Below are 23,145 nucleotides of genomic sequence, written 5' to 3' on the forward strand. Positions count from 1 at the left end.
AACCGAACAGGAAGGTCAGCTCCATGACCATCGCAGTCGAATCCCCCTCACTCAACGGCAATCCGCAAACCGCCGGCCTCCGCCCGTGGGGTGCCGGGCGGCTCGCGCCGTACCCGGCCACCGTGCGTCGCCCGCACACCACCGTCACCGTCGATCCCGCTACGCAGCTCGGCGTGTTCCGCGACCGTGCCGGCCACGTCATCGAGATGGGCAAGCACGGCACCAGCTCCGGCACCGAGACCTCCACCATCACGAACTCCGACTCCGCACCCGACCAGGGCCACGACCAGGACAGTCAGCAGGACTGATGACGCTGACGACCTCGGTCGAAGAGAGGCCGGTCCTGGTGGCCACCGAGGCGGACGACGTCACCGCCGACATGGTGATCACCCAGCTCAACCGGCGAAGCGTGCCGGTGGTCAGGTTCAACCCCGCCGACATCGGCGCGGGCCTGACAGTCTCGGCTCTGTTCGGTACCTGTCCGGCCCCGGTGGCCGGACAGGTCCGTACCCCGTCGAGAACCACCGACCTGGCCCAGGTGCGGGCGGTGTACTGGCGTCGCCCCGTCTGGCCCGCCTTCCCGCATCTGAGCGATGACGACGCCCGGTTCGCCGCCGCGCAGGTCCGCTACGGGCTCGGGGGCATCCTCTACGCCCTCAACCGTCCGCTGTGGGGCAATCACCCGCTCCTCAACACCGCCGCCGACCACAAGCCTGCTCAACTCGCCCTGGCCCAACGGATGGGCCTCACCGTGCCACCCACGCTGGTCACCAATGACCCGGACGAGGCACGGGAATTCATCGCCTCCCACGATCAGGTGATTCACAAGACGCTCCGGTGGACCCCGTACGAGCGCGAGGGAATCCCGGTCACCGGGTGGGCGGAGCCGGTCACCGCCGCCGAGGTCGACGACAGTGTGCGCGTGACGCCGCACCTGTTCCAGGCCCGCGTGGACAAGGTCGCCGACGTGCGGGTGCTGGTAGTCGGCCGACAAGTGTTCGCCGTACGCATCGATTCCGACCTGCTGGACTGGCGCAAGGACTACAGCGCCCTCACCTACACCGTGGAGCACCTGCCCGACCGGGTTGACGCGGCGCTTCCTGCCTATCTGGAACGTCTCGGCCTGGCCTCGGGGAGCTTCGACCTCGCTGTGGACCGCGCGGGGGACTACTGGTGGCTGGAGTTGAACCCCAACGGCCAGTGGGGGTGGCTGGAGACGGAAACCGGCCTTCCGATGTCCTCCGCTTTCGCCGACCTGCTGACACAAGGAGATGGCTCGTGAACGACTCCGCCCCCGAGCGCCGCCGCCTCGCCGGACTGCTGGCACAGAACGGCGTTCTCACGTCCCCGTGGCTGCGCGCGGCCGTCGAGACCGTACCGCGCGAACTGTTCCTTCGCCCCGGCGTGTTCCTCGACGAAGGCGGCGCCTGGCTGCCCGTCACCGCGGTCGGCACCGATCCGGCCGCGTGGCTGAAGACCGCGTACAGCTACGACACCCTCACCACCCAGCTCGACGGGCACCTCACCGCCGACCAGGTCAGTGACCCCGTTCGGGGTGTGCCCACGTCTTCTTCCACCAACCCGGCCACAGTGGTCGGCATGATCGAGACCCTGGAGGTGGACGCCGGCCATCGCGTACTGGAGGTCGGTACGGGCACCGGCTACTCCGCGGCTCTGATGTGCCACTACCTCGGTGAGGACAACGTGACCACGGTCGAGGTCGACCCCGAGGTCGCGGCCCGCGCGGACACCGCATTGGAAACGGCCGGGTTCTCGACGTGGACCGTTACCGGCGACGGCCTCCTCGGGCACCCCCGCCGCGCACCGTACGACCGAGTGATCGCCACCTGCGCCGTCCGCCGCATCCCGCACACCTGGATCAGGCAGACCACGCCGGGCGGGATCATCCTGGCCACCGTCGGCTCCTGGGGCTACGGCACCGGCCTGGCGAAGGTCACCGTGGGCGATGACGGCACCGCCGAAGGCCGGATCACCGGCCGCTCCTCCTTCATGCAGGCGCGGTCCCAGGCCGTCGTACCGGTGTCCGGGGACCTCTCCGCCCGCACGGCCCATGCCGACAGCGAGCGGGCGGCGAAGGTGCCTCCCACCGTGCTGGACGAGTGGATGCCCGCCTTCATCGCCCAGCTCGCCGCGCCGGGGGCACACCTCGTCCGTGCCGCTCGGAGCGACGGGACCAAACTCCGGTACGTCTTCGACCCGGAGCGCGAATCCTTCGCCGCCTTCACCCTTGACGGCGACAGCGACGGCGACGGCGACGGCGACGGTTGGAGCGTCCGCCAGGGCGGGCCCGTGGCCCTGTGGGACGACATCGAGCGAGCGCTGACCGCGTGGCATGCCGCCGGACGTCCCGACATCACTGCCGTACGGTTCCACATCACGGCCAGGTCCCACACGTACTGGATCGAGGGCAACCCATCGCTTCGCTGGCAACACCGCCTCGCCTGACCGACGGCGAGGCGACCACGCCAGCCCCTGGCACGAGCCGAGCCGAAGGGCGGCCCCGGCCCGTCACTTCCTCACAGCACGACGGCGGCTCCCCTGGCCCCGGGGGGGCGGAGGAGCCGCCGTCACCTGCCTCCAGGACTCAGGAGTAGAAGATGACCATGCTGCCGGGGCCGTCGGCCTCGCAGTGGTCGATGGTGACGTGGTGCCCCACCGCCCTGTCCAACTCCTGCTGGGTCTGGTCGGTGTGGCAGTCCGTCTGGTAGTTCCCCTGCGTTTCCATGGTCTGGAGGTCGGCGGCCTGAGCGGCTCCGACGGCGAAGCCGGACAGGGCCAGGAGGCCGGCGGCGACGACTGCGGTGCGCTTGAACTTGCGCATGTCTTCTCTCCTTTGGTGCATGTGCACGTACGTGTGCGTGGGCGTTGCGTGCACGCTCGACGGCGTGCGGATCCGCCCTCCGGGAGGGGCGCGGGGGCTTACGGGTGGTACTTCTCCTCGACCGTGTCGCCGGTGCCGTTCTTGCGGTCCATGGTGACGCGGACGGTCACGCTGCCGCTCTTCGCGGCCTTCTCCAGCTGCTCCACGGTGCACTTCGTGGTGCCGTAGCCGTCCTTGCCGATGGTCACGTTGCCGTCGGGGCCGCCGCAGATCGCGGCTGCGCCGAGGACATTCGTGGTGTTGGCGACGAGGAACGCCTGGTCCGTGCCGCCGCCTTCGGGTTTGACGATCAGCTTGCCGGGCGCGAGGTACTCCAGCTTGCCGACGAGCGTGCGGTGGTTACCCGCGTTGGCGGCGCCGCCTCCGACGGGGGCGGACTGGCCGCCGGTGCTGCCGCCGGTCGCGGAACTCCCGCCGGTGCCCGAACCTCGGTCGGCGGACGGCGCCGTGGTGGATTTGCCGCCGTCCTGGCCCTGCGAACCGGAGCTGTCCGAGGAGGAGCCGCCCGTGGACTGGGCCGAGTCCGGGGCCTGTTGCGAGTCGGACGCGGCCGAAGAGCCCGAGGAGTCGGCAGCCCCGGAGTCGGGCCCGCAGGCCGTGACCCCCAGGCTCAGCGCCGCGGCGGCGACGACGGCGGCGGCGATGCGACGGCCGCCTCGGCCGCGGCGGCGGTTGGTGGCGGTGGCGGTGTTCATCGGTTCTCCCGTTGCTCTGTGCTCTCGTCTCACTCCCGGACGGCAATCAGCTTCGAAGATCGGGTTGGCGTTCCGCTAACGGGCGACTAATGCGGTGGGCCGGCGCTCCTCACTTCACGGCCGCTTACGCCGCTGGCCTGCGTCGATACCGCCACTGGAGAGATCGGGCAGGCCGCGAAGCAAGCGGTATTGCTCCTGGGTGCTGTCGCGGAACGCGTAGAGACGCTCTCAGTCGGACGCGAGGAGCTCGGCCAGCCGAAGGGTGTCTTCGAGGTAGCGGTCGTAGGGAAAACCGGCCGCGACGAGCGCGGCCCGGAACTCGTCGCCGAGTGGCTTTCCTGCGGTGTGGAAGGCGTTCCGGCCGGCCTCGGTGAGGCGGACCAGCCGCCGCCGCGCGTGTTCGGGGTCGACGGCGATCCGCACCAGACCATCCGCTTCGAGTGGTCGTAGCGCCCGGCTGATCGCCGGGTCGGACACCGACAGCGCCTGCGCGAGCCGATGCTGCGTCGTCGGCTCGATGTCCTCCAGCGTGCCCAGAAGTCGAATCTGGCTGTAGGTCAGGCCGTCGGGGTCATCGGTGCGCCGCCGGGCCGCCTCGCCCAGCAGCATGACCACGCGGTGCAGCGCGTCTGCGAGTCCGTCATCCACAGCCACCACTGTACCCGACCGTTGACGAGTTAATATTAACCAGTTAAGAATGAGGTCATGGACAACTTCTCCTACCTCGCTCAGTCCGCGTTCCCGCTGGTCTGGATCCTCGTACCGGCCGTCGGGGCCTTCGTGCGGACCCGCCACGCCCGGTCACCCCAGCAGGCGCTGGAAACCTGGCAGCGCTGGTGGGCCATCGGCGCCTTCGGCTGCGGCAGCCTGTGGATGACGGTCGCTTTCCTCGCCTTCCCTGATGTCATGGCAACGGCGATCGGCTTCGACCGGACGCCCTTCATGTTCGAGATCGCCTTCGCCAACCTCGGACTGGCCGTCATGGGCTTCCGGGCCGCCTCGGCATCCGCGCGGGAGCGCATCACCATCGGGATCGGCGGCGGGATGTTCCTCTGGGGAGCCCTGGCCGGTCACCTCTACCAGTGGTTCGCAGGCGGTGACCACGCCCCCGGCAACACCGGCGGAGTCCTCGTCAACGACCTCCTGATCCCGGCGGTCATGATCATCCTGGCCGTGCGATCCCGGCACCTGGAAACCACGCCCCAGCCGACCGCGTCATCCGCCGCCTGACGCCGCAGGAGCTGTTCCTCACCATGGCGACTCATACCAGCCACCAACCCGACGACGAGACCGGCGAGGCGCGAGCGCTCGCCGCCGAGCGGCTCACCGCGTTCATCGACGCGGCCATCGCGATCGCACTCACCCTGCTGGCGCTGGATCTCCCCGTCCCCGCCGGCGACACCACCGGCGCCGTGCTGCGTTCGGTGTCGGCCCACGGCAAGGAGTACCTGGCCTTCGCGGTCAGCTTTGTGGTGATCGCCGCCCATTGGCGCGCCCACCACGAGATCTTCCGGCACGTCCGCTCGCTGAACAGCCGCCTGACCGGTCTCACCCTGGCATGGCTGTTCATGCAGGTCCTGATGCCGTTCGCGACCCGGGTGATCACCGCCGACGGCGCCTTCCCGCCCCGGTTCAGCCTGTACGCGATCGTGCAGGTCCTGGCGTCCGCGTCGTTCGCGCTGATCATCCGGGAGATCCGACGCGCACACCTGTACCGCACGGACGTCCCGCCCCGGGTGTTCGCCGAGAACCTGGTGCGCAGCATCTGCCTGGCCGCAGTGTTCGGGGCGTCCGTTCCCCTCTCGTTCCTGACCACGGGCCCCGGCGCGTACCTGTGCTGGCTCGCGGCGCCGATCGTGCTCGCCGTAGCCCGCCGCATCCAGAGCCGCGCGCCGTCCGGCAACTGATCGGGTTCGTCCGGGCGGACGGATCGCCCGACCGGACCTCAAGATCCGCTTTCGCTACACGGCCTGACCCCCATGAGCCGGAGCCTCGTCGTGGACGGACGAGGCTCCTCCGTGGCCCGTGTCCAGCATCACGTACCCCCCGGTAACGATCGTCGGCCATCATGTTCCGATGAGGATCATGTTCGTCGGCGACTCGATGACGATCGGCAGCTCCGGCGACTTCACGTGGCGTTACCGCATGTGGCACCACCTGAACGCGGCCTACGACGGCCCGTATCGCATCGTCGGTCCGCGCTGCGCGCTCCACGACGCCGCCACCGACGCGCCGGCCTCGCACGCGTACCGCGATCAGGACTTTCCCGCGTCCGCCCGGCGGCACCTCGCGGGCTGGGGCGAGGGGTGGCTGCACATGGGGCCCGTGATCGGTGACGCGGTGCGTGCGCACGGTGCCGACACGCTGCTGGTCTCGCTCGGGCTGATAGACCTCGGTTTCTATACGAATGCGGAACAGACCGCGGACAACGTGCGGCACTTCGTGACGCGGGCGCGGCAGGCGGCGCCGGGGGTCCGAGCCGTTCTGATGCCGGTGATACCCAACGTGCGGGCGTCCGCCGATGCCGCGTTCGCCGCGGAGTGCGGACGGTTCAACGAGCTGCTGGCGAAGGCGGTGGGCGACCTGTCGACCCCGTCGTCCCCTCTCCTGCTGGCCTCCGCGCCGGCCGCCTGGGACCTGGCGCGCGACACCTACGACGGCACCCACCCCTCCCCCACGGGCGAACACCTCATCGCCGCCGCGTTCGCGGACGCCATGTACCAGGCGTGGGGCGTCGGCGCTCCGTACGCGGCGCCCGGCGTGCCGCAGCCGGCCGCATCGGCGGGGTGACACGGGGGGGGGCTGGCTTCGGCACACCGGCCGCGCGGCCGGGCCACCCCTGCCGTCGGCCCGCGGTCCTGTAGGTGCGTACGCCCACCGGCCGCGCGGCCGGGCCACCCCTGGCTACCCGCCCAACTCGCCGCCCCCGTCCCGCTCCTGCCCGCCCTTCCCCACCCCGGCCACCAGGAATACCGCCGCCGCGAGCAGTGCGCAGCAGCCGGCCGCCACCGGCAGCGCACCCGCGCCCTGGGTCGCCAGTACCCGGCCGCCGATGCCGCCGCCGAGCGAGGCGCCGACGTAGACGGCGCTGCTGCTGAGGGCGAGCGCCTGGGGTCCGTGCCGTGGGCCCGCGAGGGTCAGGACGCGGGCCTGGACGGCGGGTGGCACGGACCAGGCGGCGGCCGACCACAGGATCAACAGGGGGGCGACGAGGGCGAGTTGGGCGGGACGTAGCGACCAGGTCAGGGCCAGCCCGGCCATCGCGGCGGCGAAGACGGCGCAGGCGGTGGCGAAGGCGGCGCGCGGGCCCCAACGGTCGACGAGGGTGCCGCCGGCCCGCGCGCCCGCGATGCCCGCGACGCCGGTGACCACCAGCAGCAGGCCGAGCCCGGACGGCGTGACGCCGGCGGCTCCGCGCAGGAACGGCGCCAAGTAGGTCTGGAGCAGGAGGTTGCCGAGCACCGCGAGGGCGGCGGCGAGCAGGGCGCACAGGATGGCCGGCCTGGTCAGCGGGGTCAGCCGGACGGCGAGCCCCGGGGCAGGCGCGGGCGGTACGTCGGGGACGCAGGCCCGTACGCACACCAGCGCGGCCAGGCCCAGGGCGGCGCCGAGGAGGAAGGTGGCGCGCCATCCCAGGGCGGCGCCGGTCCAGGTGCCGGCCGGAACGCCGATGACGACCGCGCAGGTCAGCCCGGCCATGACGGTGGCGAGGCTGCGGCCCTGCCGTTCGGCGGGCGCCAGTTGGGCGGTCAGGGCGAGGGTGGCGGGCAGCGCCGTCGCGGCGGCGAGCGCGGCCAGCACCCGCAGCGCCATCAGCGCGCCGTACGAACCGGCGAGCGGGACGGCGGCGTTGGCGAGGCAGAACACCGCGAGGGCGGTGGTGAGCAGGCGACGGCGGGGGACGCGGGCGGTGGCGACGGCGGCGACCGGGGCGGCCACCGCGCAGATCACCGAGAAGACGGCGACCAGTTGCCCGGCGGCGGCCTCGTCGACCGCGAGGCCGCGGGCGAGCGCGGGCAGCACGCCGACGATCACGAAGTCGTCGGTCTGCAGGGCGAAGGCGCACAGCGCGAGGGCCAGAAGCCAGGCCGCGGGGCGGCGGGAGGCGGGTACGGGCGTGGTGCGGGGCGAGGTCCCCGGTGCGGCAGACACACCCGTTAAGGTAACAGTCGTTTCCGTAATTAGGGTGGGGCGGAGCAGAATCCCGCACCGCAGATCCCGCAGCGCAAGGAGTCCGACCGATGGCCAGACCCCGCGATCCGCACCGCCGCACCCAGATCCTCGACGCCGCCATCGAGCACCTGGCGGAGACCGGAATGGCGAACCTCTCGCTGCGCCCGCTGGCCCAGGCGCTCGGCCACAGCACCCGCGTGCTGACCCACCACTTCGCCGACAAGGACGACCTGCTCCGGGCGGTCCTGGAACGCCTCGACGAGGTCCAGCACACACAACTGCGGGCCACCGAAGGCTGGGACGACACCACGCGCGGCATCGGCGCGATCGTCCGGGACTCCTGGCGGCGGCACCTGGCACCGGAGAACCTCGCCGCGACCCGCCTGATCCACGAGATCGAGGGCCTCGCCGCGGCCGGCCGGCTGCACGGCCGGGTACCTGCCTTCCTCGCCGACCGCGCCGAGTTCGTCGCCGCCGCGCTGGTGGCCCGCGGGCTGCCCCCGGAGGCGGCCAGGATCCGCGCCACCTTCCTCAACAGCGCCTACGCGGGCCTCCAGACGGACGTCCTGGTGACCGGCGACCACACCCGCACCGAAGCGGCACTGGACGAACTGTGCGCGCTCGCCGACTCCTGGACGACGGCGTCCGCACAGCCCTGAGAGTCCGCGCCCGCCCCCCGGCCAGGGGCCCACACGACGCGCCGCCCTCCCCGTCTTGATTCGAGCGCACTCCAAGGCGTTGGCTGACCCACCATGGAGTACACGCAGCTCGGACGCACCGGACTCAAGGTCAGCCGCCTCGTCCTCGGAACGATGAACTTCGGCCCGCAGACGGACGAGGCCGAAAGCCACACCATCATGGACGCCGCCCTCGACGCCGGGGTGAACTTCTTCGACACCGCCAACGTCTACGGATGGGGCGAGAACAAGGGCCGCACGGAGGAGATCGTCGGCTCCTGGTTCGCCAAGGGCGGCGACCGGCGCGACAAGACCGTGCTGGCCACCAAGGTGTACGCGAACATGGCGCCGGACGGCGCCCCGGCCTGGCCCAACCACGACAAGCTCTCCGCGCTCAACATCCGGCGCGCGGTCGACGCCAGCCTCCGGCGCCTGGGCACCGACCACATCGACCTCTACCAGTTCCACCACGTCGACCGGGACACGCCCTGGGACGAGATCTGGCAGGCCATGGACGTCCTCGTCCAGCAGGGCAAGATCCTCTACGCCGGCTCGTCCAACCACGCCGGCTGGCACATCGCCCGCGCCAACGAGACCGCGGCCCGCCGCGGTTCGCTCGGCCTGGTCAGCGAGCAGTGCCTCTACAACCTCGCCGAGCGGCGCGCCGAGATGGAGGTCGTCCCGGCCGCCGAAGCCTACGGTCTCGGCGTCATCGCCTGGTCGCCGCTGCACGGCGGCCTGCTGGGCGGCGCGATCCGCAAGCAGCAGGAGGGCGGCTCGTCCCGCTCGACATCGGGCCGCGCGGCCGACGCCCTGGCCGACCCCGCGGTACGCGCCCGCATCCAGGTCTACGAGGACCTGCTCACCGAGCACGGCCTGGAGCCCGGCGAGGTCGCCCTGGCCTGGCTGCTGACCCGCCCCGGCGTAACGGGCCCGATCGTCGGCCCCCGCACCACCGCCCAGCTCGACTCCGCCCTGCGCGCCGTCGACCTGAAACTCTCCGACGACCTGCTGGCATCACTCGACAAGATCTTCCCCGGCCCTGGGCCTTCGCCGGAGGCGTTCGCCTGGTGACCGTCCGCCCGTAGCCGCGTCGGCGGCCCTTCCACGGCCGTTGGGGTCAGCGAAGGGCCGCCGCCACAACGACGACGATGAGCAGCACGGCGAGCAGGCCGGACATGATCCGGTTCCGGGTTTTGGGATCCACCCTCTGAGCGTAACCGGGGCCGGTCCGAACACTTCAGCGACCCGGTCCGCCGGGGGCGTGCCCGCCGAGTGGCCAGGTCATCAGCGTTTCGTAGTGCGGCTGTTTTCCGGCGACGCCAGGGGTGGGCGGGTGGCTGCGGACGAGGGCCAGCGAGCGCACCGTCCAGGGCGTGCCGGCGAAGGTGTCGAGGGCGGCGGCGAACGGGGCGAGGGACAGGCCGGGGGTGCGGTTCCTGGCGAGGGTGAGGTGGGGGGTGTAGCCGGGGCGCTCGTCCATCGTCAGTCCGGCCCGGCGGCCGGCGGCCGACGCCGAGCCCGCCAGTTTCCGCATCGCGGTCAGTTCCCCGTCGGCCCCGGCCCACAGCACCCGGTCGGCGAATCGTCCGCCACCGGCGATCCGCAGCCCGTACGGGGCGTGCCGGTGCGCAGCCCGCGCCAGCCGGGCGTGCAGGTGCGGGAGGATCTCGTCGGCCACCTCGCCGTAGAAGGCGAGGGTGAAGTGCCAGCTGTCGTGGCCGGCCCAGCGCAGCCGGCCGGCGTCCGGCAGGGAGCGCAGTGCGGCGGCCCGGCCGGCCAGTTCGTCCATCGCGGACCGGGGCGGGAGCACGGCGGCGAAGAGTCTCACCCCGCCAGTCTCACCCGGTGGCCGGGCCCGGCGCACGGTGTTTCCCGGTGCCGACGGACGACGGCCCCCGCGCCGCGCGGGGCGGTACGGGGGCCGTGCGGTCTGCGGCTGCGGTCAGGCGGCCGTGGCGAGCGGCGCCTCGCCGGACGCGGGGACGCGCGGGACGAACGCCACGTGCCGGTGCCCGGGGCGCAGGTCTATCTTCAGTCGCAGGCCGCCCGCGCGGGCCAGGATGAGGCCGATGAGCACGGCGGCCAGCAGCGAGATGAGGCCGCCGGACAGGAAGCCGACGCGGGCGCCGTAGGTGTCGGTGATCCAGCCGACGACCGGGGCACCCAGCGGCGTACCGCCGACGAAGACCATCATGAACAGGGCCATCACCCGGCCGCGCATCAGCGGGTCGGTGGCCATCTGCACGCTGGAGTTGGCGGTGACGTTGATCGTCAGGCCGACCACGCCGATCGGGGCGAGCAGCACGACGAAGATCCAGAAGGACGGCGCGAGCGCGGCGGCCATCTCCAGGACGCCGAACACCACGGCGGCGCCGACCAGCAGCCGCAGCCGCGAGGACGAGCGCCGGGCCGCGAGCAGCGCGCCGACCAGCGAACCGGCCGCCATCAGCGAGTTGAACAGGGCGTAGGTGCCGGCGCCCTGGTGGTAGACGTGGTAGGTGAACGCGGTCAGCCAGATCGGGAAGTTGAAGCCGAAGGTGCCGATGAAGCCGACGAGGACGATCGTCCAGATCAGGTCGGGTCGCCCGGAGACGTAGCGCAGGCCCTCGCGCAACTGGCCCTTGCTGCGCGGCACCCGGTCGACCTTGTGGAGTTCGGCGGTCCGCATCATCAGCAGCCCGGCGATCGGCGCGAGGAACGAGACGCCGTTGAGCAGGAACGCCCAGCCGCTGCCGAACGCGGTGATCAGCGCGCCGCCGACGGCCGGGCCGATGAGCCGGGCGGACTGGAAGTTGGCGGAGTTGAGGCTGACCGCGTTGCGCAGGTCTTCCTTGCCGACCATTTCGACGACGAACGCCTGGCGGGACGGGTTGTCGAGGACGGTGACCAGGCCGAGGACGAAGGCGACCAGGTAGACGTGCCAGACCTGGATGTTTCCGGAGAGGGTGAGGACGGCGAGGGCGAGGCCCGTCATGCCCATCGCGGACTGGGTGAACAGCAGCAGCTTGCGCTTGGAGAACCGGTCGGCGATGACGCCGCCGTACAGCCCGAAGAGCAGCATCGGCAGGAACTGGAGGGCGGTGGTGATGCCGACCGCCGTGGACGAGCCGGTGAGGCTGAGCACCAGCCAGTCCTGGGCTATGCGCTGCATCCAGGTGCCGGTGTTGGACACCACCTGGCCGGTGGCGAAGAGGCGGTAGTTGCGGACTCTCAGCGAACTGAACATGCCCTTGCGCGGTGCGGCGGCGGGGCCTGCGGTGCTGCCCGGGGCGACGCCGGGCGTACGGCCTGCGGGGGCCGCGGTCGCGTCGTCGGAAACCGTGTCCTGCGGGGAGTTCGGTGCGGGGGCGGAGTCTGCTCCGGATCCCGTACTCAAAGTGGGTTCGCCTCCTCGGCCTCGGTGTCGCTACAGCTGTGCGAGTTTCTCCAGCACGGGCGCGGCGGCCCGCACCTTGGCCCACTCGTCCTCGTCCAGCCCGGAGGCCAGCTCGGCGAGCCAGGCGTTGCGCTTGCGGCGGCTCTCTTCGAGCATCGCCTCTGCCTGTTCGGTCTGCGTGACGACCTTCTGGCGGCGGTCGTCCGGGTGCGGTTCCAGCCTGACGAGTCCCTTGGCCTCCAGCATGGCGACGATCCGCGTCATCGACGGCGGCTGCACGTGCTCCTTGCGGGCCAGCTCGCCCGGGGTGGCGTGGCCGCAGCGCGCAAGGGTGCCGAGCACCGACATCTCGGTGGGGCTCAGCGACTCGTCGACCCGCTGGTGCTTGAGCCGACGGGACAGGCGCATCACGGCGGACCGCAGCGCGTTCACAGCGGCAGCATCGTCGCCACGGGACAGTTCCGGCATGTTCGTTAGCATAACTCATTACCTTTTCTAAGGAAAGCCGGTGGCCGGGCGGACGCCGGGATCACCCATACGAGTGAGGACGCGCCGGAAAGGGACGCACCTGACCGGTCCACGCGGGGACCGTGTCCTCATGGGATCGCGAGTGCTCAGCCTGCGTGTGGACGGGGAGCTGCTGGAACGCATTCAGCAGCACGCGGCGAAACGCGGAATGAGCGTCCAGGACTATGTCGTCCGGACGCTCATTCGCGAGGATTTCGACGAACGCTTCAAGACGTCCGTCGACGAGACGGCGCGGCTGGGCGGCTGGGGACCTGACCCCGAGGGGTCACCGGCCACGCCGCCCTAGGCCGCGCCGGATCAGGAGCCGAGCAGCTGCTCGATCGGGTTGAGCAGGAAGTACACGAGGAAGCAGAGCCCCACGACGTCCAGCAGCCAGGGGATCTCCTTGAAGCGGCCGGTCGCGCTCCGCAGCAGGATGAAGGCGAGCACGCCGATGCCGATGCCGTTGGTGATGCTGTAGGTGAACGGCATCGAGATGATCGTCAGGAACGCGGGGATGCCGACGGTGAAGTCGCCCCAGTCGATGTCCCGCACGTTCGCCGCCATGATCAGGAAGCCGACGACGATCAGCGCGGGGGTCGCGGCCTGCGCGGGCACCACCGTCGCCAGTGGCGTGAAGACCAGCGCCAGCAGGAAGAGGCCGCCGGTCACCACGTTCGCCAGGCCGGTCCGTGCGCCTTCGCCGACACCGGCGGTGGACTCCACGAAGCAGGTGTTGGCCGAGGCCGAGCCGACGCCGCCGGCCGCGACCGCGATGCCGTCGACCATCAGGATCCGGCCCATGCCGGGCAGGTTCCCGTTCTCGTCGGTCAGCCCGGCCTCCTCGCCGACGCCGATGATGGTGCCCATCGCGTCGAAGAAGCCGGACAGCAGCACGGTGAAGACGAACAGGCAGCCGGTCAGCACGCCGACTTCCTTGAAGCCACCGAACAGGCTGATGTGGCCGATCAGCCCGAAGTCGGGGGCGCCGACGATCTTCTCGGGCACGTTCGGGACCGCGAGACCCCAGGCGGCGTCGGGGATGTCGGCGACGGCGTTGATGACGATCGCGACGACCGCCATCACGACCATGCCGATCAGGATCGCGCCCTTGGTCTTGCGGACGACCAGCATGAACATCAGCACCAGGCCGAGCACGAAGACCAGCACCGGCCAGCCCTTGAGCTGACCGCCCTGCCCCAGGCCCATCGGCACGGTGGTGTGCGCGGCGTCCGGATTGCGGCTGACGAAGCCCGCGTCGACCAGGCCGATCAGCGAGATGAACATGCCGATGCCGATGGCGATGGCCCGCCGAAGGCCGCCCGGGATCGCGTCCATCACCCGCTGCCGCAGACCCGAAGCGACCAGGATCATCAGCACCAGACCGGCGAGCACGACCATGCCCATCGCGTCCGGCCAGCTCATCTTGGGCGCGAGCTGGAGGGAGACCACGGCGTTGATGCCGAGTCCTGCGGCGATGGCGATCGGGACGTTGCCGATGACGCCCATCAGGACGGTGCTCAGGCCGGCCATCAGCGCGGTCGCGGTGACCAGTTGGGCGTTGTCCAGGTGGTGACCGAATTTATCGACACCGGCGCCGAGGATGATCGGGTTCAGCACGATGATGTACGCCATCGCGAAGAACGTCGCCAGCCCGCCCCGCAGTTCGCGGCCGACCGTCGACCCTCGCTGGGAGATCTTGAAGAAGCGGTCGAACCCGTTCTTGGGCGGGTGACCTGGGCTCTGAAGAGCACTTTCGACCGGAGTGGTGGCCGAGGACGACATGCGGGGACCTCAGTAGGACGGGCCTGGTGGAGGCGGGGGCGGCCCGGTGGACCCGGGTCAATGGACGAACCGAACGAACCGGAACGACTTGTAGGAATCAACGATCCAAACCAGTCAGATCCGGAAAGGTTCAGTATGAATAAACAATTCATTGATCGCTATCTCCGCGCGTAGAACGCTGCGCCACCTGGTCTCCTCCGCGGCCGGCTGCCGCCCGAAGGCCCGCCGCCCGCGCCCCGTAAACTGGGCGCCATGTGGAAGAAGTCCGAACTGCGCGAGGCTCCGGCGCCTCTTGAGGGCCCCGTCGTCGGCACGATCACCGGCGGCACCATCATCTGGTTCGTCCTCTTCCTCGGCCAGCTGCCCTTCTACAGCTGGTACGCCGACGCGGGACACGCCTGGTGGGTGTGGACGTGCCTGGCCGGCGGCGGCCTCGGCCTGCTCGGCATCTGGTACGTCCGCAAGCGCGACGCCGCCATCAAGCGCGCGGCAGCCGCCGCAGCCGCGGACGCCGCCTGACCCACCGCTCCCCGCCCAGCGGGTGAGGTGCGCGCCGCGCCCGTACCGTCGAAACCATGACGCAGCGGGCGAAGACCGACGTCGGGGATCCCGGGCCGGGCGGCCGGCCCGTCCCCGCCACGGCCCACCGCGGCCTGACCGCGTCCGAGGTCGCCGCGCGGGTGGCGGCGGGGGAGGTCAACGACGTCCCCGTACGGTCCTCGCGCTCGGCGACGGAGATCGTCCGCGCCAACGTCTTCACCCGGTTCAACGCCATCATCGGCGTGCTGTTCGTGATCATCCTGGTCGTCGGCCCGATCCAGGACGGCCTCTTCGGCTTCGTCATCGTCGCCAACACCGGCATCGGCATCGTCCAGGAACTGCGCGCCAAGAAGACCCTGGACAACCTCGCGGTGATCGGGGAGGCGCGGCCGACGGTGCGGCGCGACGGGACGGCAGCCGAGATCCCCACCGCCGGGGTCGTCCTCGGTGACGTCATCGAGCTGGGGCCGGGCGACAAGGTCATCGTCGACGGCAAGGTGCTGGAGGCCGACGGGATGGAGGTCGACGAGTCCCTGCTGACCGGCGAGGCGGACCCGGTGCTCAAGCGGCCGGGCGAGCCGATGATGTCCGGCAGCTTCGTGGTGGCGGGCGGCGGCGCGTTCACCGCGACCAAGGTCGGCCGCGAGGCGTACGCGGCGCAGCTCGCCGAGGAGGCCAGCCGCTTCACCCTGGTCCAGTCCGAACTGCGCACCGGCATCAGCCGGATCCTCACGTACGTGACGTGGATGATGATCCCGACCGCGCTCGGCCTGATCTTCAGCCACCTGTTCACGCTCCACATGGCGGGCGACGACGCGGTGCGCCGGATGGTCGCCGGGATCGTGCCGATGGTGCCGGAGGGGCTGGTGCTGCTGACGTCCGTCGCCTTCGCGATCGGCGTCGTCCGGCTCGGCCGCAAACAGTGCCTGGTCCAGGAGCTGCCCGCGATCGAGGGCCTGGCCCGGGTCGACGTGGTCTGCCTGGACAAGACCGGCACGCTGACCGAGGGCGGCATGGACGTCAGCGCGCTGCGACCGCTGAACGGTGCCGACGAGGGCACGCTCCGGCAGGTGCTGGGCGCGCTCGGCGGGTCCGACCCGCGGCCCAACGCCTCGCTCCAGGCGATCATCGAGGCGTTCCCGCCGGACGCCGCCTGGCGGTGCACCGCATCGCTCCCCTTCTCATCGGCCCGCAAGTACAGCGGCGCCGCGCTCGACGACCCGGCGGGCGAGAACTCCACCTGGCTGCTCGGCGCCCCCGACGTCCTGCTGCCGGCCGGCGACCCGGCGCTCGCCGAGACCGCGGGACTCAACGCCCAGGGCCTGCGGGTCCTGCTGCTGGCCCGCTCCGACCGCGCGCTGGACGACCCGGCGCTCGCGCACGGCGTACGGCCCGCGGCGCTGGTCGTGCTGGACCAGCGGCTGCGTCCTGACGCGCACGCGACGCTGGCCTACTTCGCCGAGCAGGACGTGGCGGCCAAGGTCATCTCCGGCGACAACGCGGTCTCGGTGGGCGCGGTGGCGTCCCGGCTCGGGCTGCCGGGCGCGGATGCGCCGGTGGATGCCCGCGAGCTGCCCGCCGACCGGGGCGCCATGGCCGGAGCCCTGGAGGACGGCGCGGTCTTCGGCCGGGTCGCCCCGCGGCAGAAGCGGGACATGGTCGGGGCGCTCCAGTCGCGCGGCCACCACGTCGCGATGACCGGCGACGGCGTCAACGACGTGCTCGCGCTCAAGGACGCGGACATCGGCGTGGCGATGGGGTCGGGCTCCGAGGCGACCCGCGCGGTGGCGCAGATCGTGCTGCTCGACAACAGCTTCGCGACGCTGCCTTCGGTGGTCGCCGAGGGGCGGCGGGTCATCGGCAACATCACCCGGGTCGCCACGCTCTTCCTGACGAAGACCGTCTACTCGGTGCTGCTGGCGATCCTGGTCGCCTGCTGGCAGATCCCCTACCCCTACCTGCCGCGCCATCTGACGCTGCTGTCCACCCTGACCATCGGCGTCCCGGCGTTCTTCCTGGCGCTCGCCCCCAACAAGGAGCGCGCCCAGCCGCACTTCGTCCGCCGGGTGATGCGGTACGCGATCCCGTCGGGCCTCATCGCCGGCACCGCCGCCTTCGTGACGTATCTGCTGGCCAGGCAGTACTACTCGGGTCCTGACGCGCTGTCCGCCGAGACCAGCGCGGCGACGCTGACGCTGTTCCTCGCCGCGATGTGGGTGCTGGCGATCATCGCCCGCCCGTACACCTGGTGGCGGATCGGTCTTGTCGCGGCGATGGGCGTGGGATTCCTGGTGGTCCTGGTGACGCCGTGGCTCCAGCGCTTCTTCGACCTGCGTCTTGTCGGTACGACCCTGCCGTGGGCGGCCGTCGGCATCGCGGTGGTGGCGGCGGTGCTGCTGGAGCTGGCCTGGCGGTGGGCGCGGCGGACGCTGCCCTGAGGCCGCCACCGGACCGCCGTCAGGCCGTCAGCAGCCGGGCCGGGTTGTCGCGGAGCAGCGCGTCCAGGACGGCGGGCCCGGTGCCGCGGGCGGCGAGCATCTCCCGGAAGACGGTGGGGGCGTAGGCGAAGCCGTTGCCGCCGTGCTGGGTCCACATCTGCTTGAGGAACACGTCGTGGCTGAGCACGAGTTGACCGGCGTGGCCCTGCTCGATGAGGCGGGTGACCGCGCCCGCGGTGACGGACGGGTCGGGCGACGTGCCCTCCTTGGGGAAGGTGATGTCCATGCCGACCATGTCGAACTCCAGGTACACGCCGCGCTCGGCGACCGACCGCTGGTAGCCGGGGTCGTCGGACGACGGGTCCATGTGGGCGAGCGACACCTTCTCGGGGCGTACCCCGACCTCGGTGCAGACCAGGTCGAGCACCTCGTGGGCCCGGCGCTGCCAGCCGGGCAGGTGGATGTTGAGGGCGACGGCGGGGTGGGCGAGCTGGGCGAGCGCGGCGGCGCGCAGCGAGGCGCGTTCGGCGTCGGTGAAGTCGGGGGAGACCCCGATCTCGCCGATGATGCCGGGGCGGATGCCGGTGTCGCCGACGCCGTGGGCCAGTTCCGCGGCGATGGCCGCCGCCTGGTCGTCGACGGCGCGAGCGGTGATCCGTTCGCCCTCGAACTTCTCCAGGTAGGCGCCGCAGCCCATCACGATGTTCAGGCCGGTGCGCTCGGCGAGGGTGCGCAGCCGTTGTGGGTTGCGGCCGATGGCGGGGCTGGATGTGGCGTCGACGACGGTCCGGCCGCCGAGCGCGGCGAACGCCTCGATCTCCGCGACGACCGCGTCCACCGGTTTGTCGGCGATGTTGTCGGCGCAGCAGTACGGGTCCTGGCGCAGCGCCCAGGCGACCGGGGCGGCGACGGGCGCGTCGACGAGGGCTGCGGAGAAGGGGTAGCTGGGCGGGTCGAGTACGCCGGAGAGGTCGTTGAAGAGGTGCTCGTGCGGGAGGACGAGCCCGAGGTCCGCCCGGCCGACCGGTCCTGTGACGGTCTGCACGGCGGGTCCTGCGGCCGGTGTTCCTGCGGCCCGTGTCCCGGCGGCCCGTGTCCCTGCGGTCATGACGCGGCTCCGTCCTCGGTCGTGGGTACCGGCACCGTGCCGCCCTTGCGCGAGGGCAGCATGCCGATGCCCGCGGCGATCAGTGCGAGGAGGGTGCCGATCAGGGTGGCGATGTGGACGGCGTGGCCGAGTGAGGGGATGGCCCAGTCGAGCGCCAGGGAGCCGACGAGCTGTCCCGCGGTGGAGGCGAGGCCGAGCAGCAGCAGGCCGAGTCCGCGCACCAGCAGGGCCATCAGCGCGATGGAGAGCAGTCCCAGCGGGCCGCCGAGGTAGAGCCACCAGTCGCCTGGCAGCGAGAAGGTGACGCCGCCGGTGGCCGCGCGGATGCCGTAGGCGACGAGCAGGGCGCAGAAGCCGACGAGGAAGTTCCAGCCGATCGAGACCAGCATGGAGTCGGCGGTCCTGGCGACGGCCGCGTTGCCCGCGGGCTGCCAGCCGGCGAGCAGGCCGCCGACGAACGGCATCACGGCCAGCGCGACGGCGTGCGGGACCTGGAAGCTCGGCGAGATCACCACGATCGTGGCGACGATGGCGAGGATCGCGCCGGTGGCGCGCGGCAGCGTGAACGGCTGCTTGACGTCGGCGGTGACACCGAAGCGGTCGCAGATGATGCCGGAGACGACGAGTCCGCAGATCAGCGCGATCTGGAAGGTGGCGACGCCCAGCACGCCGACGGTCACGCCCTCGGAGAGGACGATGACGGCGCCGCACAGCCCCGCGGCGTAGTTCCACCACGGGAGGGTGCGGGCGCGTATCTGGCCGGGGATGGCGAGAGCGGCCCTGCGGGTCGCGGGGCGGGCGCCGACGATGACGGCCATCAGGACCAGGCCGACACCGAAGGAGACCAGGGCGGCGGCGTGGCCGTCGCCGAGCGACTGGCCGAGCTTGCCGTTGACGGCCGACTGCATCGGGCTGAGGGTGCCGGCCAGCACCGTGGCGACCACCAGCAGGACGGTGGCGGTGCCGCGGGCTGCGGCGCCACCGGGTCCGGTGCGGGCGGGCGTTCCGCCGTCCGCGCCTTCGGGACGGCTGCCGCCGGGTGCTGCGAGGTGGCGGGCTCCGGGGTCCGCCGCAGGGCTGCTCTTCACTGTCCGACCGTGCCTTTCATCGTCATTGATGGGAGGAACCGGATGTTCCGCAGGGGCGGGTCAGCGCCCCCTCAGTGTCGGCCCGACCGGCCCGGGGTGTCTGCGAGCCAGGTCACGGCCTGGTCGAAGAGCTTCTGGTAGCCGTCCCAGGCCAGGAATTCGCGCGGGGCCCAGTGCGGCGAGATGTCGGATGCGAAGGCGAGCGTGCGCCCGGCGCCCTCGCTGCGTACGGCGAGCAGCGGGCGGTCCTCGACGGTGGCCAGGACGGTGGCGTCGTCCTTGGCCGTCAGCCGCTGGTAGCCGAGGAGGATCGGCCACTGCGCGTCGAGACCTTCGGTGACCGGGTGGTGCTCGGCGGTGAGGGCGCCGTTGACGCCTTCGGGGGCCTCGACCCGGTCGTCGTACGGGAGGATCGAGACCGGCAGGACGTCCTCGATCGCGGTGCCGTGGTAGTTCGCCTTGGCCTGGAAGCCCTGGAAGCTGAGGTAGCCGCCCGCCATCATCAGGCCGCCACCGTTGCGCACCCATTGCGCAAGGAGCTTGAGGCGGTTGGGGAACGGGCGGCCCTCGTTGAAGACCACCGGCGGCAGCAGCAGGGTGTTGGCGCCGACGTCGGAGAGCAGCACGACGTCGTAGGCGTCCAGCTTCTCCTCGGTCTCGGGGAAGTCGGTGGCGACCGCGTGCGAGGGCATGTGCTCGACGTCGTGGCCTGCCGCGGTCAGCGCCTCGACCAGGCGCTCACAGCCGATCTCCAGCCGGGTGTGCGGGAAGGCGTCGTAGCCCTTGTAGTCGGTGACGGCATTGATCCAGGACTCCCCTGCGATCAGCACGCGGGCCATGAGGTACCTCCTCGGTGAAGCTTTGCGCAATGTTGCGCAACTTGCGCACGGAACGTTTCCACGGCCCTCGGAAGCTGTCAATACCCCCCAGGGGCACCCGGTTCTCCGCCTCTCCCCCACCCGTCGTCGATCACGGCGGTATGCTCGGCAGCGACCGCCACCACGTGCAGGAACCCGCGGCCTCACCGGATCGGGGGCCGTCGTCGGAAGGAACCGGGATGACGTTGACCCGCGTTGCGCAACACGCTGGTGTATCGGTGTCGACGGTGTCGCGCTACCTGCGCGGCCAGCTCAACGTCCAGCCCGTCACGGCCGCCCGGATCGACGCCGCGGTCAGCGAACTCGGCTACCACGCACCCGCCCCGCAGCCCGCCGACCGGGCACCAGCGACCGGCTCAGGACTGATCTCGCTGGTCCTGCCCGACCTGGTCAACCCGTACTTCGCGCAGCTCGCCGACGCCTTCACGGCGGCTGCGGCGGCCCGTGACATCCCGCTGCTGCTCGGCGTCAGCGGACGGCACGACGAACGCGCCGCCCGCCTCAACCGCCTGCTGTCCGCCGCCGGTTCGGTGGCAGGGCTGATCTACGTCGGGATGCGGCGCACCAACGAGGACGTGGACCGGGCCATCGACGAGGGCCTGCCCGCCGTGATCATCGACGAGGAGCTGGAACTCGCCGAAGGACGCGAGGTCGACACCATCACCGTCGACAACTACGGCGGCGCCTACCAGGCCACGTCCTACCTCGTGCAGCTCGGCCACCGCGCCATCGCCCACGTCGCGGGCCCGCACGAACTGTCCACCACCCAGGAACGCAAGCGCGGCTACCTCGACGCGATCCGCGACGCCGGCCTCGACCCGGCCGGTCAGCTGGTGCTGCACGGGCCCTACACCGAGCAGTTCGGCGCGAGCACCTTCCCGTATCTGCACCGCGCGGGCACCGCGCCCACCGCGGTGTTCGTCGGCAGCGACATCGCCGCCGTCGGCATGCTGGCCGCCGCCGAACTGCACGGCCTGCGCATCCCCGACGACCTGTCGGTGGTCGGCTGCGACGGCATCCGCGTCGGCCAGTGGCTGCGCCCCAAACTGACCACCCTGGAACAGCCCACCGCCGAACTCGCCGCCACCGCCCTGGACGCACTCACCGCGCGGATGGCGGGCAACGGCGCAAACGTCCGCAAGGTCCTGCCGCTCCAACTGGTCGTCCGCGGCTCGGCGTCCGCACCCCCGGAGCGGGCCGCGGGGTGAACGCCGGCGCGGCTCAGCCGGGTACGTCCATGCGCTGGGTGCCGACGACCGACAGCAGCCGCAGCGCCTCATCGGACGGCGAGCCGGGTGCGGCGGTGTAGATCACGACCCGCTGGTCCCGGTCGGCGAGGTCGAGGACGTCGCAGCTGACGGTGACCCGGCCGACCATCGGATGCCGGAGCGTCTTGCACAAGGTGGGCTCCGCGCACACGTCGTGCGAGGCCCACAGCCGGGCGAACTCCTCACTACCGGCGAGGAGTTCACTCACCAGCGCGGCCACACCGGGATCGTCGGGGTAGCGGGCGGCGGTGGCGCGCAGGTGCTGGGCCGAGCTGCGGGCGAACGCTTCCGTGTCCGCGTCCGACAGGCCGTACAGCCGGCTTCCCGTCGGACGCGGCCCCAGGAAGGCGCGGCGCACGAGGTTGCGGTCGCGCCGCGGCAGGGCGGAGAAGTCCTCCATGAGGGCGGCTGCCAGGTCGTTCCAGGCGATCACCTCGTACGTCGCGGACAGCACCAGCGCAGCCGCCTGCGGCAGCCTGCGGATCAGGTCGAGGATGCTCTGCCGCACCTCACGCGAGGGCCCGGCGGCCGGGGCCGGCGGCGCCCCCGCGAGGTGGTGGAGGTGGTCGCGCTCGGCGTCCGAAAGGCGCAGCGCGCGGGCCAGCCCGGCCAGCACCTCACGCGAAGGGCGCGGGCCACGGGCCTGTTCGAGCCGCGTGTAGTACTCCGTCGAGATGAACGCCAACTGCGCGGCCTCCTCCCGGCGCAGGCCCGGGGTGCGACGGCGCGGCCCGGCGGGCAGGCCCACGTCGGCGGGGGTGATCCGCTCGCGCCTGCTGCGCAGGAAGTCAGCCAGTTCTCTTCTGTCCACGCCCCCAGTGTGCGCGAGCATCGCCGGGCCCATCCAGGTACTGCCGGTGCCTGGATGGGCCGCGCGGACCGGCGCAGACTCGACGCCATGAACCACACACCCGAGAACCCCACTTCCACCCCCACCGCCCCTGGCCTGCTGGCCGGGAAGGTCGCCTTCGTCACCGGCGCAGGGCGCGGCATCGGTGCCGCCGCGGCGCGGCTGTTCGCCCGGGAAGGCGCCCGGGTACTGCTCGCGGCCCGCACCGAGGCCCAGTTGAAGGCGGTGACCGAAGAGATCAGGGCGGCGGGCGGCACCGCGGATCATGTGGTGTGCGACCTGGCCGACGCGGACAGTGTGCGCGCCGCCGTCGACCGCGCCGTGGAGCTGTACGGCCGCCTCGACGTCGCCTTCAACAACGCCGCGACGGGGGTGCCGCCCGGCCCGCTCGACCAGGTGCAGGAGGCCGACTTCGACCACGCCTACACCGTGAACCTCAAGGGCCCCTGGCGTGCCATGGCCGCCGAGGTCGCCGCCATCCGGGCCACCGCGGGAACCGGCGCCATCGTCAACAACTCCAGCGTCGGCAGCGTGGGCGGCAACCCCGAACTGCCCGTCTACGGCGCCTTGAAGCGGGCCCTCAACAGCCTCACCGAATCCGCCGCCGTCACCTACGGGCCGGAGGGCATCCGCGTCAACGCCATCGCCCCCGGCACCACGCTGACCGAGATGGTGCGCGAGTGGGACGAGCGCTCCCCCGGCGTCATCGAGCGGCTCAACGCGAAGACCCCGCTGGGCCGCGCGGCCGACCCCGACGAGATCGCCCAGGCCGCCGCCTGGCTCCTCAGCGACCGCGCCTCCTACGTGACCGGCACGGTCCTGCGGGTCGACGGCGGCATGCGGGCCTGAGCCGGAGC

At 71.7% G+C, this 23,145-nt stretch carries 25 protein-coding genes; 13 read left to right on the plus strand and 12 right to left on the minus strand.

The annotated features are described in order from the left end of the window. Positions 1-23: 23 nt before the first annotated feature. From tgmA to tgmC, 3 genes are read left to right on the plus strand one after another with little or no spacing between them, the layout of a single operon-like run. On the plus strand, positions 24-308 hold the full coding sequence (gene tgmA, locus ACGFNI_RS28440; RefSeq protein ID WP_393687525.1) for a putative ATP-grasp-modified RiPP: 285 nt from the start codon (positions 24-26) through the stop codon (positions 306-308). Next, positions 308-1,282, plus strand: a complete 975-nt coding sequence (gene tgmB, locus ACGFNI_RS28445) for an ATP-grasp ribosomal peptide maturase (protein WP_393687526.1) — start codon at positions 308-310, stop codon at positions 1,280-1,282. Before tgmA ends, tgmB begins: the two co-directional genes overlap by 1 nt. Next, positions 1,279-2,466, plus strand: coding sequence for an ATP-grasp peptide maturase system methyltransferase (tgmC, locus tag ACGFNI_RS28450; RefSeq protein ID WP_393687527.1), 1,188 nt, complete (start codon positions 1,279-1,281; stop codon positions 2,464-2,466). Before tgmB ends, tgmC begins: the two co-directional genes overlap by 4 nt. 139 nt (positions 2,467-2,605) lie before the next feature. On the opposite strand, the gene ACGFNI_RS28455 is transcribed toward tgmC, so the two are convergent. The 3 genes from ACGFNI_RS28455 to ACGFNI_RS28465 form a co-directional block, all read right to left on the minus strand. Beyond that, positions 2,606-2,842, minus strand: a complete 237-nt coding sequence (locus ACGFNI_RS28455; protein WP_393687528.1) for a hypothetical protein — start codon at positions 2,840-2,842, stop codon at positions 2,606-2,608. A 98-nt stretch (positions 2,843-2,940) separates the two neighbouring features. Beyond that, positions 2,941-3,597, minus strand: a complete 657-nt coding sequence (locus ACGFNI_RS28460) for a hypothetical protein (protein ID WP_393687529.1) — start codon at positions 3,595-3,597, stop codon at positions 2,941-2,943. A gap of 228 nt (positions 3,598-3,825) precedes the next feature. After that, a complete protein-coding gene (locus ACGFNI_RS28465; RefSeq protein ID WP_393687530.1) occupies positions 3,826-4,245 on the minus strand; it encodes a MarR family winged helix-turn-helix transcriptional regulator in 420 nt (139 codons plus the stop codon). 57 nt (positions 4,246-4,302) lie between these two features. Here ACGFNI_RS28465 and ACGFNI_RS28470 point away from each other — a divergent pair, with 57 nt between their 5' ends. The 3 genes from ACGFNI_RS28470 to ACGFNI_RS28480 all read left to right on the plus strand — a co-directional run bounded on the left by ACGFNI_RS28470 (position 4,303) and on the right by ACGFNI_RS28480 (position 6,387). Then, a complete protein-coding gene (locus tag ACGFNI_RS28470) occupies positions 4,303-4,827 on the plus strand; it encodes a DUF6790 family protein (RefSeq protein WP_393687531.1) in 525 nt (174 codons plus the stop codon). A 23-nt stretch (positions 4,828-4,850) separates the two neighbouring features. Then, positions 4,851-5,504 (plus strand): TMEM175 family protein, encoded by a 654-nt coding sequence (locus ACGFNI_RS28475; protein WP_393687532.1) that lies wholly within the window; start codon positions 4,851-4,853, stop codon positions 5,502-5,504. 169 nt (positions 5,505-5,673) lie between these two features. Then, positions 5,674-6,387 carry a GDSL-type esterase/lipase family protein gene (locus tag ACGFNI_RS28480; RefSeq protein ID WP_393687533.1) on the plus strand — a complete coding sequence of 238 codons (714 nt, stop codon included), beginning with the start codon at positions 5,674-5,676 and terminating at the stop codon, positions 6,385-6,387. A 114-nt stretch (positions 6,388-6,501) separates the two neighbouring features. Here the strand turns inward: ACGFNI_RS28480 and ACGFNI_RS28485 are convergent, their stop codons facing one another. Continuing rightward, positions 6,502-7,749, minus strand: coding sequence for an MFS transporter (locus ACGFNI_RS28485; protein WP_393687534.1), 1,248 nt, complete (start codon positions 7,747-7,749; stop codon positions 6,502-6,504). 89 nt (positions 7,750-7,838) lie between these two features. Here ACGFNI_RS28485 and ACGFNI_RS28490 point away from each other — a divergent pair, with 89 nt between their 5' ends. Both ACGFNI_RS28490 and ACGFNI_RS28495 read left to right on the plus strand, forming a co-directional pair. Beyond that, positions 7,839-8,429 (plus strand): TetR/AcrR family transcriptional regulator, encoded by a 591-nt coding sequence (locus tag ACGFNI_RS28490; RefSeq protein ID WP_393687535.1) that lies wholly within the window; start codon positions 7,839-7,841, stop codon positions 8,427-8,429. A gap of 93 nt (positions 8,430-8,522) precedes the next feature. Further along, positions 8,523-9,521 (plus strand): aldo/keto reductase, encoded by a 999-nt coding sequence (locus ACGFNI_RS28495; protein ID WP_393687536.1) that lies wholly within the window; start codon positions 8,523-8,525, stop codon positions 9,519-9,521. Between the two features lie 166 nt (positions 9,522-9,687). On the opposite strand, the gene thpR is transcribed toward ACGFNI_RS28495, so the two are convergent. The 3 genes from thpR to ACGFNI_RS28510 form a co-directional block, all read right to left on the minus strand. Next, on the minus strand, positions 9,688-10,278 hold the full coding sequence (gene thpR, locus ACGFNI_RS28500) for an RNA 2',3'-cyclic phosphodiesterase (RefSeq protein WP_393687537.1): 591 nt from the start codon (positions 10,276-10,278) through the stop codon (positions 9,688-9,690). A 114-nt stretch (positions 10,279-10,392) separates the two neighbouring features. Further along, positions 10,393-11,826, minus strand: coding sequence for an MFS transporter (locus ACGFNI_RS28505; protein WP_393687538.1), 1,434 nt, complete (start codon positions 11,824-11,826; stop codon positions 10,393-10,395). 30 nt (positions 11,827-11,856) lie between these two features. Then, the gene (locus tag ACGFNI_RS28510) at positions 11,857-12,294 is read right to left on the minus strand and encodes a MarR family winged helix-turn-helix transcriptional regulator (RefSeq protein ID WP_393687539.1); all 438 of its coding nucleotides are present in this window, start codon (positions 12,292-12,294) and stop codon (positions 11,857-11,859) included. Between the two features lie 130 nt (positions 12,295-12,424). Here ACGFNI_RS28510 and ACGFNI_RS28515 point away from each other — a divergent pair, with 130 nt between their 5' ends. After that, positions 12,425-12,640 (plus strand): ribbon-helix-helix protein, CopG family, encoded by a 216-nt coding sequence (locus ACGFNI_RS28515; protein ID WP_393687540.1) that lies wholly within the window; start codon positions 12,425-12,427, stop codon positions 12,638-12,640. Positions 12,641-12,651: 11 nt separating this feature from the next. Here the strand turns inward: ACGFNI_RS28515 and ACGFNI_RS28520 are convergent, their stop codons facing one another. After that, the gene (locus tag ACGFNI_RS28520; protein ID WP_393687541.1) at positions 12,652-14,118 is read right to left on the minus strand and encodes an NCS2 family permease; all 1,467 of its coding nucleotides are present in this window, start codon (positions 14,116-14,118) and stop codon (positions 12,652-12,654) included. Positions 14,119-14,370: 252 nt separating this feature from the next. Here ACGFNI_RS28520 and ACGFNI_RS28525 point away from each other — a divergent pair, with 252 nt between their 5' ends. Together ACGFNI_RS28525 and ACGFNI_RS28530 are read left to right on the plus strand one after the other, a co-directional pair. Further along, entirely contained in the window at positions 14,371-14,637 is a 267-nt protein-coding gene (locus ACGFNI_RS28525; protein ID WP_393687542.1) for a DUF2530 domain-containing protein, read from the plus strand. Positions 14,638-14,693: 56 nt separating this feature from the next. Further along, on the plus strand, positions 14,694-17,096 hold the full coding sequence (locus ACGFNI_RS28530) for an HAD-IC family P-type ATPase (RefSeq protein WP_393687543.1): 2,403 nt from the start codon (positions 14,694-14,696) through the stop codon (positions 17,094-17,096). Between the two features lie 19 nt (positions 17,097-17,115). Here ACGFNI_RS28530 and ACGFNI_RS28535 read toward each other — a convergent pair whose 3' ends face one another. The 3 genes from ACGFNI_RS28535 to ACGFNI_RS28545 all read right to left on the minus strand — a co-directional run bounded on the left by ACGFNI_RS28535 (position 17,116) and on the right by ACGFNI_RS28545 (position 20,131). Further along, positions 17,116-18,204 (minus strand): phosphotriesterase, encoded by a 1,089-nt coding sequence (locus tag ACGFNI_RS28535; protein ID WP_393687544.1) that lies wholly within the window; start codon positions 18,202-18,204, stop codon positions 17,116-17,118. Then, positions 18,201-19,292: a DMT family transporter gene (locus ACGFNI_RS28540; RefSeq protein ID WP_393687545.1), complete on the minus strand. Its 1,092-nt coding sequence runs from the start codon at positions 19,290-19,292 to the stop codon at positions 18,201-18,203. The genes ACGFNI_RS28535 and ACGFNI_RS28540 overlap by 4 nt, the downstream gene beginning before the upstream one ends. 71 nt (positions 19,293-19,363) lie before the next feature. Continuing rightward, positions 19,364-20,131 (minus strand): glutamine amidotransferase, encoded by a 768-nt coding sequence (locus ACGFNI_RS28545; RefSeq protein ID WP_393687546.1) that lies wholly within the window; start codon positions 20,129-20,131, stop codon positions 19,364-19,366. A 29-nt stretch (positions 20,132-20,160) separates the two neighbouring features. On the opposite strand from ACGFNI_RS28545, the gene ACGFNI_RS28550 reads away from it, so the two are divergent. Further along, complete coding sequence (locus tag ACGFNI_RS28550) at positions 20,161-21,378, plus strand: LacI family DNA-binding transcriptional regulator (RefSeq protein ID WP_393687547.1); 1,218 nt, start codon at positions 20,161-20,163, stop codon at positions 21,376-21,378. Between the two features lie 13 nt (positions 21,379-21,391). Here ACGFNI_RS28550 and ACGFNI_RS28555 read toward each other — a convergent pair whose 3' ends face one another. Next, entirely contained in the window at positions 21,392-22,249 is an 858-nt protein-coding gene (locus ACGFNI_RS28555) for a helix-turn-helix transcriptional regulator (RefSeq protein WP_393687548.1), read from the minus strand. Positions 22,250-22,336: 87 nt separating this feature from the next. Here ACGFNI_RS28555 and ACGFNI_RS28560 point away from each other — a divergent pair, with 87 nt between their 5' ends. Continuing rightward, entirely contained in the window at positions 22,337-23,137 is an 801-nt protein-coding gene (locus tag ACGFNI_RS28560) for an SDR family NAD(P)-dependent oxidoreductase (protein ID WP_393687549.1), read from the plus strand. The last annotated feature ends 8 nt before the right edge of the window (positions 23,138-23,145 follow it).

It is taken from the genome of Streptomyces sp. NPDC048644 (assembly GCF_043199105.1).
Lineage (GTDB): Bacteria > Actinomycetota > Actinomycetes > Streptomycetales > Streptomycetaceae > Streptomyces.

Bases quoted from the DNA above. Each gene is read 5' to 3' on its own strand.
- ACGFNI_RS28470 (WP_393687531.1), top strand. From the start codon at position 4,303: ATGGACAACTTCTCCTACCTCGCTCAGTCCGCGTTCCCGCTGGTCTGG.
- ACGFNI_RS28520 (WP_393687541.1), bottom strand. From the start codon at position 14,118: ATGTCGTCCTCGGCCACCACTCCGGTCGAAAGTGCTCTTCAGAGCCCA.
- ACGFNI_RS28530 (WP_393687543.1), top strand. From the start codon at position 14,694: ATGACGCAGCGGGCGAAGACCGACGTCGGGGATCCCGGGCCGGGCGGC.
- ACGFNI_RS28460 (WP_393687529.1), bottom strand. From the start codon at position 3,597: ATGAACACCGCCACCGCCACCAACCGCCGCCGCGGCCGAGGCGGCCGT.
- ACGFNI_RS28495 (WP_393687536.1), top strand. From the start codon at position 8,523: ATGGAGTACACGCAGCTCGGACGCACCGGACTCAAGGTCAGCCGCCTC.
- ACGFNI_RS28490 (WP_393687535.1), top strand. From the start codon at position 7,839: ATGGCCAGACCCCGCGATCCGCACCGCCGCACCCAGATCCTCGACGCC.
- ACGFNI_RS28550 (WP_393687547.1), top strand. From the start codon at position 20,161: ATGTTGCGCAACTTGCGCACGGAACGTTTCCACGGCCCTCGGAAGCTG.
- tgmA (WP_393687525.1), top strand. From the start codon at position 24: ATGACCATCGCAGTCGAATCCCCCTCACTCAACGGCAATCCGCAAACC.
- ACGFNI_RS28525 (WP_393687542.1), top strand. From the start codon at position 14,371: ATGTGGAAGAAGTCCGAACTGCGCGAGGCTCCGGCGCCTCTTGAGGGC.
- tgmB (WP_393687526.1), top strand. From the start codon at position 308: ATGACGCTGACGACCTCGGTCGAAGAGAGGCCGGTCCTGGTGGCCACC.
- ACGFNI_RS28475 (WP_393687532.1), top strand. From the start codon at position 4,851: ATGGCGACTCATACCAGCCACCAACCCGACGACGAGACCGGCGAGGCG.
- ACGFNI_RS28535 (WP_393687544.1), bottom strand. From the start codon at position 18,204: ATGACCGCAGGGACACGGGCCGCCGGGACACGGGCCGCAGGAACACCG.
- ACGFNI_RS28510 (WP_393687539.1), bottom strand. From the start codon at position 12,294: ATGCCGGAACTGTCCCGTGGCGACGATGCTGCCGCTGTGAACGCGCTG.
- ACGFNI_RS28560 (WP_393687549.1), top strand. From the start codon at position 22,337: ATGAACCACACACCCGAGAACCCCACTTCCACCCCCACCGCCCCTGGC.
- ACGFNI_RS28545 (WP_393687546.1), bottom strand. From the start codon at position 20,131: ATGGCCCGCGTGCTGATCGCAGGGGAGTCCTGGATCAATGCCGTCACC.
- ACGFNI_RS28455 (WP_393687528.1), bottom strand. From the start codon at position 2,842: ATGCGCAAGTTCAAGCGCACCGCAGTCGTCGCCGCCGGCCTCCTGGCC.
- ACGFNI_RS28480 (WP_393687533.1), top strand. From the start codon at position 5,674: ATGAGGATCATGTTCGTCGGCGACTCGATGACGATCGGCAGCTCCGGC.
- ACGFNI_RS28515 (WP_393687540.1), top strand. From the start codon at position 12,425: ATGGGATCGCGAGTGCTCAGCCTGCGTGTGGACGGGGAGCTGCTGGAA.